Source organism: Flectobacillus roseus, from assembly GCF_030056595.1.
Classification (GTDB): domain Bacteria; phylum Bacteroidota; class Bacteroidia; order Cytophagales; family Spirosomataceae; genus Flectobacillus; species Flectobacillus roseus.
In genome coordinates this window covers 1-12,547 of record NZ_JASHIF010000015.1, presented here as the reverse complement: position 1 = coordinate 12,547, position 12,547 = coordinate 1, and the positions used below count along the sequence as shown (strand labels likewise).

The window sequence follows — 12,547 nt, the reverse complement described above, 5'->3', positions numbered from 1 at the left end:
CTTTTTCAGGATGACCCCTTTTTAGGCGCAATCATTGCGTCTCTACTTAAAATTCAAAAACTCCTCAATACACGCATATACATAATCCAAATCTTCTTGTTGTATGCAATACGGTGTTAGTAAGTAAATGATATTGCCAAGTGGACGCATCAGAATGCCTTTTTCTAAAAAGAAATTATATGCCATATCTCGAATATTACTAAAGTATGAGGTTCCTTCTCCAGTATGTATCTCAATGGCCAAAATCGTTCCCCGCACACGTACCGAATCTACCGCACTTGCTTTCTCTGCTTTGAGTTTTTGAGCAAATTCCACATGACTTTGATGCAGAGCTTTTATCTGCGCTTGTGTTTCGGGTAAAAGCAATAAATCCAAACTAGCCAGCGCTGCTGTACAAGCCAAAGGATTAGCCGTAAAACTGTGGCTATGGAACAAGGTTTTGCGTCGATCTTCTGACAAAAATGCGTCAAATATCTCTTGAGTACAGGTAGTTACACCCAATGCCATAGCCCCACCAGTCAAGCCTTTGGACATACAGTAAATATCTGGTTTGGTCTGGATGTAATCTGTGGCAAACATTTTACCTGTACGACCAAAACCCGTCATGATTTCATCAGCAATCGTAATCACACCCTTATCTTTTGCCAATGCAATCAGTTCTTCCAATACCTCTGGTTCGTACATAACCATCCCTCCTGCCCCTTGAATCAACGGCTCAAAGATAAAAGCAGCGATTTCATCAGCATTTTCGAGGTATTTTTTCATCTGAGCAACCGCCTCTTGCTCTTGTCCTGCTACGGGCACTGCCAAATAACATGTTTCATACAAAAAAGGCTCGAAGGGCGCATTAAAAGCACTTTTTGCTCCTACGGCCATTGTGCCAAAGGTATCGCCGTGATAGCCATTACTCAAGGCGATGATTTTGTTTCGTTTTTCAAACCCTCGATTATGGAAATATTGAATAGCCATTTTTAAGGCCACTTCGATAGAGGTTGAGCCATTATCCGAATAAAATACTTTTGCTTGATGGCTCGGTAAAATACCCAATAACCTTTCGGCTAAACTTACGGCTGGCTCATGCGTAAAACCTGCAAAAATAACCTGCTCGAGTTTCAAAAACTGTTCTGCAACTTTTTGGGCAATATACGGATGAGAATGCCCATGTAAATTGACCCACCATGACGAAATAGCATCGATATATCTTTTGCCATTTTCATCAAATAAATACACCCCTTCTGCACGAACAATCGGAATGGAAAAGGGGGCTGTATGATGTTGTGTAAAAGGATGCCAAACCACTTTGGCATCTCTTTCACTTAAATTAGTTATCACTGGTTTTTCCACATTTTCAACAGGAAATTCCAAGTGCTCGTCTATCGAATAATCTTTTTTCATAAAAAGCTTTAGACCTCTCCTACTGCCAATTACTTTCTAACGCATCGGCTAGTTTACGAACAGCAGGCTTGTCAATTTCTGCCTGAGTTGGGACACGACCCAAGCATTTAAGTTTTGTATAATTCAAAATAAAGCTCTCGGTAGAAGCATTGGAAATACCATTGAAAATAATCCCTTCAACTGGAATATTTCTACTTTTTAGAGCTTCGACCGAAAGAAGCGTATGGTTGATACTGCCTAGGTAATTTTTGGACACCAGTATCACAGGAAGGTTCAATTGTTGAGCCATATCTATCACTAAGTCATTATCATTGAGCGGAACCATTAAGCCGCCTGCGAGTTCCACAATCAAGTTTCGTTCAGTAACTGGCAACTGTATTTTTGACAACTCAATAGTAATGCCATCCAAGGCTGCGGCTGCATGTGGAGACAAAGGTTCATTGAGGCGATAGGCTTCTGGAAAAAAAGTATTGTTCTTGATTGAAACAAGACTTTTTACGGTATCTGTATCCGAAAAATCGAGACCTCCCGATTGTATCGGCTTCCAGTAATCTGCCTGAAGTGCTTCTACCAAAACACTAGAAATGAAAGTTTTACCTATTTCGGTACCAATACCAGCGACAATAAATTGTTTTTTCATGTTGAAATTTAATATTAAAGGTGCGGGGACATTTGCTTCACCAGAGCATCTATCTGCTCGAAAGTATTATATTGATGAAGACAAATTCTTAATCGTTCTTTGCCTTTGGGAACAGTCGGCGAAAGAATAGCCCTCACGTCAAGTCCAGCTTTTTGTAACTGTAGCGCAACTTGGCGACAAGCTTCATTTCCAGGAATCACCACACATTGAATAGCCGAACGACTCTCGATAATGGGGTAACTACATGAAGATGCCACTTGTTCTCGGAAATATCTTATTAATTTGTGAAGATATGAATGGTTAAAGTTGGCTGATTGCAAATAATCATAAGCACTTTTCACACCTGCATGGCTATGTAAAGGTGCCGCTGTAGTATAGATAAATGAACGAGCAAAATTGATTAAAAATGCTCTTAAGCTCTCACTCCCCAACACAATGGCGCCATGACAACCCAGTGCTTTTCCAAAGGTAATCACTCTGGCAAAGACACGTTTTTCGAGTCCATAATAAGAAACTAATCCCTCTCCTCTATCCCCAAAAACGCCAGTAGCATGTGCTTCATCAACAATTAACCCTGCTCCATATTCTGCACATATATCTGCTAGTGCTTTCAAAGGGGCCTCGTCTCCGTCCATAGAATAAACCGACTCTACTGCTACATAAATGCGTCCAGTATTTTGGGTTTTAGCATGTTCGAGCTTTTTACGAAGGTCTGATAAATCGTTGTGAGAAAACTTTAGTCGGGTGGCATAGCTTAGTCGAGCGCCATCAATCATACTGGCATGAATGTATTCATCAGTAATCAAAAAGTCTCCTTTTTGAGGAACACTTGCCAATACTCCAACATTGGCATCATAACCTGAATTAAAGATGAGTCCAGCCTCTGCGCCATGAAAGTCTGCAATGGTACTTTCTAGGTTTTCTGTATAGGCATAATTACCTGCTAACAAGCGCGAACCTGTTGCTCCAACCCATTGGTTGTATGATTGTTCGAGTTGAGCGAGTTCTTGCTTAATGCCCTCAACTAATATACCTGTTTTGGCAAAACCTAAATAATCATTTGAACAAAAATCCACCATATTTTCGGTGGTTTTTAGTATTCTATATAAAGCCAAATCTTTTCTTTTCTGAAGAGATTCTGCCAAAAAATTTTCAATTTGATGCACGTCTTTACAAGCCTAATAGCCCGTTTTGAGGTTTATTGGGCACAAAGATAATACCTAAGCCTCCTTCACAGAGTGATTATCTAAGAAATAATAGAAATGCTCTTGATCCTTTCTGAAGCCTAATTTTTCATAAAGGGCTTGAGCCTTAGTATTTTCGATTCCTGTTTTCAAGGTAAGCCAAGCAGCACCTGTGTCTTTGGTATGCTTCCACGCTGCATCAATCAATAAGGATGCTACGCCCCCTTTCCGATAGTCAGGCATCACAAACATATCATTTAATAGCCAAACTGATTCGAGCTTCAGTGTTGAGTACACGGGATACAACTGGGTAAAACCAGCCAATGCCCCATTTGAGTCATCCAAAGCAATAAATATGGTAGAGCTATTTTGAGCAAATCGTTCTTTCAAAAAGTTACTTGTTTTAATCAAATCGCTCGTTTGTCCGAAATGAACACGATAAGCGTCAAACGCTAATACTAGTAATTCTAAGTGCGATTCACTTGCTTTAGTTATTTGCATACGTCAGTAATTAGTAGAGTTTTTAAAATGTTTTTTACATAAAAACTAAATAAAGTCCATTAGGTTCCATCAAGCTATGTTTAGACCATGATTCCTAATCTGATTGATTTATTGAGTTTAATTACGTTATTCTTCTTTAATAATAAAAAAATCTTTATTCGTAATAAAGTTTCAATTATTTTATGATTGTGTATTGCGTATTAAACAAAAAGCTTATAACTTTGTACTCAATAGGTGTAGAACTATTTACTAGGCTTGCTCAGGTGGTTTCCGCCTGAGCAACTTTTTTTTATAGGCTTACACAAAAAAGGTGGTCTTACCCAGAAATTCGGTAAGACCACCTTTTTTTGTTGACTATTGACAATCAGCTTTCAGAATTATTTTCCCTTTACCGAAAGCTGACTGCCGTAAGTCAATAGCTCATTACTATTTTTTCGCTCCTTGAACTGCACCCGCTGCTTGTTTTTGTTGTTGCATTGGGTTTGGCATAGACTGACGTTGTCCTTTGAATACTTGGAAACGTGTCGGTTGCTCTGGCTCACGAGGGAATGCGTTATTGTTTGTATCAATATCAGCAATCTCATAGAATGGGTCAAGTACCCATTTAGCTACTTTCTTATCTGTAGGAATTACTTTTTTCACCTCTTTGTCGTTCAAACGCCATACTTCCGCAGGAATACGAACTACCTCATCGGTACCATCTTCGTACACCATTTTGATAATAATTGGCATTGGCAAACCTCCAACGTTTTTCACGTTGATTACATAGAAGTTTTTGTTGCTAGTTGTCAACTGTTTTTCTTCATCTGAAAGACCTGCTGTTGCTTGCTCAAAACGTTTTTTATCTGCTTCTGAAGTAGCGTAGCGGTCATAACTGTTGTAGAAATCACGCATATCTGGGTTTGCCTCTACTACCGTTTGAGTAATATCTTTTTTGTTGCGGATATTGCTCATCGTTTGGCGTTTTGCTTCTGCGTCAGCTTTTGCTTTAGCATTTTTCTGCTCAGGAGATTGGTTGTCGATACCAAACCATTCTACCGTTTCTAATGATTGGTCTGAAGGCTCAACACCGTAGAACCAACCACGCCAGAACCAGTCCAAATCAACACCTGAAGCATCTTCCATCGTACGGAAGAAATCCTGTGGAGTTGGGTGTTTGAAGGCCCAACGACGAGAGTATTCTTTAAAGGCAGCATCGAACAATTCACGACCCATGATTGTTTCACGCAAGATAGTCAAACCTGCAGCTGGCTTGGTATAGGCGTTTGGTCCAAATCCCATAATGTTATCCGAGCTACTCATGATAGGTACCTGTTGCGTTTTGTCGGTACGCATATAAGTAACAATACCTTGTGGCTCTCCACTTGAAGTATCAAAGTCTCTATCCCATTCTTTTTCAGCCAATTGCTCGCAGAAAGTATTCAAACCTTCGTCCATCCATGACCATTGACGCTCATCTGAATTTACAATCATTGGGAAGAAGTTATGACCAACTTCGTGGATTACTACACCAATCAAAAAGTTTTTGGTTCCTTCAGAATAGGTTCCATCTGCCTCAGGACGAGCACCATTGAAACAAATCATTGGGTATTCCATACCACCAACTGGCCCGTGAATAGACTGAGCCGTTGGATATGGATACGAAATAGTTCTTTTTGAATATGAACGTAAAGTATGCGCTACCAACATAGTTGAATATTGACCCCAAAGTGGATTAGCCTCTTTTGGATAAGCAGACATAGCCCATACTTTTTTGCCTTCAACATCAACTTGCATAGCATCCCATACAAATTTACGAGAACCTGCAAATGCAAAATCACGTACGTTATCAGCTTTGAAAACCCAAGTTTTCTTGCCTGATGGTTTGCTTTTCTCAGCCGCTTCAGCTTCTGCTTGTGTTACAATAAGCACAGGGCGATTAGCGCCTTTAGCTTTTTCCAAACGTTTTTGTTGCTCTGCTGACAATACCTGAGCGGCATTTTGCAATTCACCAGTACCCATTACTACAAAGTCATTTGGCATTGTTAATGCTACTTTGTAATCACCAAATGGAAGGGTAAACTCGCCTTGACCCAAGAATTGTTTGTGCTGCCAACCGTTTACGTCGTCATACACACACATACGAGGAAACCACTGAGCAATTTCGTAGATATAGTTACCGTCTTTAGCAAAATATTCATAGCCACTACGAGCACGAGTAGCTACGGCATCGGTAATATTGAAATCCCACTCTACTTGGAAGCTGATCGTTTGACCAGGCTTCAATGGTGTTGGTAAATCAACACGCATCATAGTTTCGTTGATAGTGAACTTCAATGGAGCACCTTTGATGTCTTTTACAGCACTGATATTGTAACCATAATCTTTGTTGTTCAGCACCCCAGCACTTGCGCTCAAGCGTGCAAAACTAGTACCCTTATCGTTCAAAGAAGAAGTTTGGGTAGTTTGTGCAATACCGCCTTTTTTGAAGTTGTTTTGGTCTAGCTGTAACCACAAATAACGAAGGTCGTCTGGAGAAAAGTTTTTGTAGGTAATTACCTCACTACCAATAATACGTTGCTTTTGGTCATCCAATTCGGCTTTGATGTCATAGTCGGCACGGTTCTGCCAATAGTCTTTGCCCGGAGCACCCGAAGCTGTACGGTAGGTATTTGGAGTTGGCAGTGAATTGCCAAGCTGCTCAAAACGGCTGTTTCCGTTATATGGGTTTTGTGCAAATAGCGTTGCACATTGCCCTATGAGAAGCGCAAAAAGGCTAAGCTTTTTCATATAGGATTTGTTGGTGAAATAAAGTTTCTACGAAAATACAGAATTTTTAGCATAAGCCACTTCTCTCTCCAAATCGCTGTGCATGAGCCTTTCATACTTTGCGGATGAACGGTCGTATGAGTATTTAAGTGGTTAGCAGACAGCTTTCAGCTTTGGACCTTGGGGAAAATCGGATAGCTGAAAGTTCAAGTCCAAAGGGCGTAACGGACTATTCCTTTATACTTTCCCCTACTTTTTTACGCCAAATAAAAATCTCATTAAGCTAAAAGGTCGTATTAAATAATGATACAAAAGCCAAGAAATACCAAAAGTTCCACTCGCGATAAGGATGTATTTTACCCAAAGATTGAGAGATACATCAGCCAAGTAAAAACCTAGAGCCACCGTAACTGTTTGATGTAAAATGTAAAACGGATATACGGCTTGATTGCTGTATTGGAGCGCCTGATTAGTAAAATTTAAGTAATGTTTAGCATAACCTCCTATCGCTAAAATTGTACTCCAAAGGCTCACCATAGTCAGTAGTCCATTCACAATAGTCATCCAAACGGTATCTTCGGGAATACTTCCAAAAAGCGTATCATACGAAAATCGGAAGGCTACGATAAATAGGCCTATCACGGCATAACTTCTCCTGTGATTTTCCATAGTATTCCATGCAATAGGCGTTTTTCCTACTAAATACCCCAAGACAAATAACATTATCGAAACCGTGAAGTTATACCAATCTGATACTAAATTTTGGAAAACTGGCCAATCGGCATGCAAAAACCAATAGGCCGAAGCCAATACTATAGCCCAGAGTAATAGACCTAAAGGCTGACTTACTATTTTTTGAAAAAACTGCCAGAGCCCTTCGCTACTTTTATTTTTCAGTAATACGAAGAGCGGCGTTGCCAATACGGAAAACACCCACAAATAGACGATAAACCATAAATGATGCCATGAGCTATTGCCTTCGGGATAGGCTTGAAATTCAAAAATTTTAGGATAAAAAGCCCAATAAGATCCTTCAAATTGGTGACGTTGTAAGCGTTCGAAATACACCTGCGGGGGCACTATTACCAAAACACCAAACAGTAATGGAATGAGTAATCGCTTGGAACGTTCGCCAATAAAAGCACTAGCCGTTTTTGACTTCATGGCAAAACTTACCCCAACACCCGAGATAAAAAACAATAGGGGTAATCGCCAAAGGTGTAGCCATTCCATCGGAATTTCGAGGACCTCCGTCAGTTCGTTGTTTTTGACATGCCAGCCCCAGTACACAAAAAACATTCCTGTGTGAAAGAAGATTAAAATGCCAAAGGCTAAAACACGAATCCAGTCGATATAATACTGGCGAGTCTTTTGAGAAGAAGTGCTAAGAGGTTGTTGTTTGTCAAGAGTTTTCATACAAAGCTTTTTTTGATTTGATGGTCAAAACTAGCTTTGTCATAGGCTCCGATACGATTGTTTTGATAAAGTAGATGTTCGATTTTATAAAATCGAACATCTGTAAAATCTCTATTTTTCCTCTTTTCGGTATTGGGAAGGGGTTTGTCCTACGATTTTTTTGAAAGCTGTATTAAAGGCGGATTTAGAATTATAGCCTACCATTTCGGCGATTTCTTCTATTTTGATATGTTGACTTCCTGAGGAAACAAGCAACTTTTTTGCTTCGGCAATACGCCACTGCGCGGCATAATCAAAAAAACTTTGCCCTAAACTTTCATTCAGAATTTGAGAAAGGTGATGCGGAGAAACCCCCAGTTTTTTGGCCAGCGAGGGCAAAGAAAAATCTTCTTTCAAATACAATTTTTCTTCTTGCATCAGTATCTCCAAACGTGCTAAGGTTTGGTCTTGTATTTCGTCTGTTAGGGTTGACTTTTCATATTTTTTCACTGGTTTTGCCTCCTCTCCTAGTCTAAAAAAATCAGACTGCCGAATTACCGAAAAGCTGATGGCATAAATGATAAAAGTGATATGTGCCGATAAAATATGATCGCCCAAATCACTAGAAAACGTTCTTTTGACAATTAAAAACAAGAGCACAATAGAAGCAAAACTTAACCATTGGGTACGACACCAACTCAGAGAGCTATTTTCTTTCGAAAAAATAGATAATCCCACTTTTTCAAATTGCTTTTTTAGTTCAATAAATCCAACAGCGACATATATAACCATTTGCACAAACATTATGTCATTGACGTAGTCTCGAATTTCACAAAACCATCCCCAGTCTAATACTTCATTTTTAACAAAAGGCATTTCAGGGTGATAGGCGTCTAAGTATGAATTGTATTTAAAACTGTCGGGCAAAGGATAAATGTATAGGCACATGCAAACCAAATAGAATGCAAATGGAACGAAATGGATTAATTGCTTCCATGAAAAGCGCTCAGAGACAAAGGTTCTGAGGTACAAATATGTCAAAGGTGCTAATACAAAATTGAGAGGTTCGGCAAAGTCTACCCAAGCCAACATTTTGAACATGTAATTGGTATATGACAACAATACCTCGACCGTACAAGTTGATAAGGCAAATAAAAATAAGCCTAAATATCGGTGGGCAATTTTGTTTCCTTTGGGCGTGAACAGGAAGAATATTGCTAAAAAATAGCCCTGTACCACTCCCATGAGTATAATGATAGCAAATAGGTCGATATGAAGAGGATGATTGACAGGCATTGGTTTAGTTTTATCAAAAGTAAAATTACGCTTTTTTCAATTACAATAGGGTGCTATACTTTTACTCAAAATAGACTTTTATACATTCAAAAAAGTTTTTTATAAAACCATATTGCATTTTCCTCAAAAGCAAACATACATTTGTTTAGTATCTCGTAACTCTCGTTCCTAGCATTTGATAGGGGCATAATTTCCGAACTTATCAAAAGTAGCTCAACCTGTGTAAGTTTTTTTTGGCGTGCAACAGTGTAGTAGAGTTAGTTTATTTCGAAAAAAAGGTTTCGTACGAGACCTTTTTTTGTTTTTATCTTGGGGAAAGGTTTTGCTTATTTGTGGAAAACTCTAGAGCACTATCAGCTCCGATAGACCTTATTTCAGTAATGCGACATTTTTTGACGTTTCTATATATTCTAATTTTTAGTTTTTTTAGTAACTATGCGGTTGCTCAAAATGCTGTTTATAGAGTTATCAACAACCTTAATGGCTTACCCAGCAATACGGTTTATAGTATTCTTCAAGATAAAAATGGTTTTTTGTGGGTTGCTCACGACAAAGGTTTGAGTCGTTATGATGGTAAGAGTTTTGTCCATTACGAAAGTATTGCCAAACAAGGTCGTTCGCTCTTCAATCTGATGGAGTACCAAGACCGCATTTATTGTCAGGATTTTGCAGGAAATTTTTATTATACCCAACACGACAAACTCGTCAAAGAATCAACACTTTCATGGAAAGGTGGCTTTGTACCCGCTACTATTTTAAACAACAGACTATTACTTAGTTGCTTCACAGACACCCTCCGAACACTTAACTTGGCGACGAAGAAAATCAGCAAAATCCCTATTCCAAGTACCTTTTCGTGGGGAATTAGTGTGAAAGATCACAAGCTTTTAGCTTTATGTGAAAACGGTATTTATCGCACAGATGGGTATCGGGGACAGTTTCAAAAACTACCTACCTATCAATCCTTCTTTGTGATTCCAACAGACCATGAGTTATTTGGGATTACCAAAACCAAATATCCGTATGTAAGGCGGCTCCTCCACGATGGCTCAGCGATTTCGGTACTCAAACCTAATTTATTTATCCAAGATGTAGTAAAACTCAAAGACGAAATTTGGGTTGCAACCTCCAGTGGAGCCTATTGCTTTGACCTAAACTTTAATCCTAAATACAATGGATTTTGTTTTTTTGAAGGAACGAGCATTAGTAGAGTTCTTATAGACCGTGAAGGAAATTATTGGTTTGCTACTTTAGCAAAAGGACTTTTGTTTGTTCCCAATATCCATACTCGACTCTATCAATTTCAGAATATAGGTATGACCGCATTGGCACCTTTTCAAGAAGGGAAAGGCGTTTATATTGGCACCGAAAAGCAAAATATCCTTTCCTTTAGCCCAGAACAAGGTTTTCGTCCTTATTTCATGCAAAAGTCATCTAATCATGAAATTATCTCTATTTATGAAGATACCGAAAACCACGATATGTTTTTTTCGAGTAATCGCCTAGTACACCTAAATGCTCAACATCAACAAGTCCAAAGCCTTGAATTAGCCTCTAAAAGTATTGTAAAAATCAAATCCAATCTTTACGCTATGGCATATTCGGGGGGCGTAGCTTTACTGACCAAATCTCGAAAGCCAATCTCAATTCCAGGGTGGCTTCTGCCTACAAACACTTCGAGCAAGTCGATAAACATAGATACCATTTTTCACTTAACTCATCCCTCTGTAAAATCCAGAACACGGTGGATTGAATTTGGACAAAAAGACAGTACACTTTACATTTCAACAGTAGGTGGTTTGTTGTATATTTCTCCGAAAGGAACAAGCGAAATTCTGTATCAAGGCAACCCAATATACGGCTCTCAAATTATTTGCAAAGGAGACTACACCTATGTTGCCACCTTTAGCGAAGGCTTATATATTCTCAAAAATCAACAAGTTGTACGACACATCAGTACCAAAGATGGACTAGCAAGCAACACCATCTACCGCTTTCAGATAGATCAGCAAAAGTTATGGCTTGCTGAAGAGGGAATGTTGCAATCGTTTGATTTAAAAACGAAAGAAATTATTAGCTACAGTAGTACCGATGGACTTCCAAAAGCCGAAATTAAAGACCTTGTCGTAGGTTCTCAAAATGTATTTTTGGCTACCCCCGAGGGTCTTGTTGTATTCGATAAAAAAAGAGATGTTGCTAACAAAACCTCTCCCTTAATGGCCTTGACAGGATTTACGGTAAACGACCAAATACGCGACTATTATTCAGGCATAAAACTGGAATCTGATCAAAATAGTATCGAAATCTTCTTTTCAATATTGAGTTTCAAAAGCGAAGACGAACTACACATTAGTTATAAAATTAACAATGGAACTTGGCTAAATTTACCCTCACAATCGAGAGTTTTGAGCTTTCCATCCCTATCCCCAGGAGCCTATAAACTTACGCTTAAGGCAATCAATGAAGATGGTATTGCCGTACAAAAACCCCTTGATATTTACTTCGAAATCAATGCCCCTTTCTATCTACAATGGTGGTTTGCAGGATTGGTTTTAGCCATAATCACGCTAGGAATTTATTGGTATTTCCGCTGGAGAATCAATGATATTAACCAGAAAAACCAACTTATTGCTGATAAGCTCAAGCTCGAACAAGAGGTAAAACAAAGTATGCTAGCGAGTATCAAAAGCCAAATGAATCCGCATTTCTTGTTCAATGCACTCAATACCATTCAGGCCTATATTTATACCAACGACAAAGAAAATGCTTCTGTGTATTTGGGTAAATTCAGTGAGCTCACTCGTCGAATTCTGGATATGAGTAATAAAGATTCTGTTCCATTGAGCGAGGAGATTAAGGCACTAAGTCTTTATTTAGAACTTGAAAAAATACGATTTGAAGACCTCCTCCACTATACCTTCGACGTTGACCCAGCCCTTCAACCCGATTTTGTGTATATCCCGTCCATGCTTATTCAACCATATGTCGAAAATGCTATTAAACATGGACTATTACACAAAAAAGAAGACCGACAACTATGGATTAAATTCATTAAAGAGCGGGATTGTCTGATGGTCATTATTGAAGATAACGGTATAGGACGAAAACGGTCGGCACAGTTGAAAAGACTGAAAGAAAAAAATAGCCATCAAAGTTTTGCTATTTCAGCCAATCAAAAGCGACTAGACATTTTGAACCAAGGTGCCAAACACCAAATCATGATGGAAATTATTGACAAACACAACGCACAAGGCGAGCCTTCGGGCACATTAGTGAATATCAGAATACCTTTTCAGAAATCACCTACTTCAAATTTGGTCAATTAAAAATCTGATTTCCTAAAACCTCATTCCATAGCGGGAATAATATTTCTATTTTTACAATAGGC

General features: G+C 38.9%; 8 protein-coding genes. 1 reads left to right on the top strand and 7 read right to left on the bottom strand.

Annotated features, from left to right (window positions below):
- Positions 1-42 precede the first annotated feature (42 nt).
- The 7 genes from bioA to QM524_RS17080 all read right to left on the bottom strand — a co-directional run bounded on the left by bioA (position 43) and on the right by QM524_RS17080 (position 9,159).
- Positions 43-1,395 (bottom strand): adenosylmethionine--8-amino-7-oxononanoate transaminase, encoded by a 1,353-nt coding sequence (bioA, locus tag QM524_RS17110; RefSeq protein WP_310586456.1) that lies wholly within the window; start codon positions 1,393-1,395, stop codon positions 43-45.
- Between the two features lie 19 nt (positions 1,396-1,414).
- A complete protein-coding gene (gene bioD / locus QM524_RS17105; protein WP_283345507.1) occupies positions 1,415-2,035 on the bottom strand; it encodes a dethiobiotin synthase in 621 nt (206 codons plus the stop codon).
- A gap of 14 nt (positions 2,036-2,049) precedes the next feature.
- Positions 2,050-3,180 carry an aminotransferase class I/II-fold pyridoxal phosphate-dependent enzyme gene (locus tag QM524_RS17100; RefSeq protein ID WP_283345506.1) on the bottom strand — a complete coding sequence of 377 codons (1,131 nt, stop codon included), beginning with the start codon at positions 3,178-3,180 and terminating at the stop codon, positions 2,050-2,052.
- A 75-nt stretch (positions 3,181-3,255) separates the two neighbouring features.
- Positions 3,256-3,720, bottom strand: coding sequence for a GNAT family N-acetyltransferase (locus QM524_RS17095; RefSeq protein WP_283345505.1), 465 nt, complete (start codon positions 3,718-3,720; stop codon positions 3,256-3,258).
- A gap of 426 nt (positions 3,721-4,146) precedes the next feature.
- The gene (locus QM524_RS17090) at positions 4,147-6,489 is read right to left on the bottom strand and encodes a M1 family metallopeptidase (protein WP_283345504.1); all 2,343 of its coding nucleotides are present in this window, start codon (positions 6,487-6,489) and stop codon (positions 4,147-4,149) included.
- Between the two features lie 228 nt (positions 6,490-6,717).
- A complete protein-coding gene (locus QM524_RS17085) occupies positions 6,718-7,884 on the bottom strand; it encodes an acyltransferase family protein (RefSeq protein ID WP_283345503.1) in 1,167 nt (388 codons plus the stop codon).
- 111 nt (positions 7,885-7,995) lie between these two features.
- Complete coding sequence (locus QM524_RS17080) at positions 7,996-9,159, bottom strand: helix-turn-helix domain-containing protein (RefSeq protein WP_283345502.1); 1,164 nt, start codon at positions 9,157-9,159, stop codon at positions 7,996-7,998.
- 332 nt (positions 9,160-9,491) lie between these two features.
- Here QM524_RS17080 and QM524_RS17075 point away from each other — a divergent pair, with 332 nt between their 5' ends.
- Positions 9,492-12,485 (top strand): sensor histidine kinase, encoded by a 2,994-nt coding sequence (locus QM524_RS17075; protein WP_283345501.1) that lies wholly within the window; start codon positions 9,492-9,494, stop codon positions 12,483-12,485.
- Positions 12,486-12,547 lie beyond the last annotated feature (62 nt).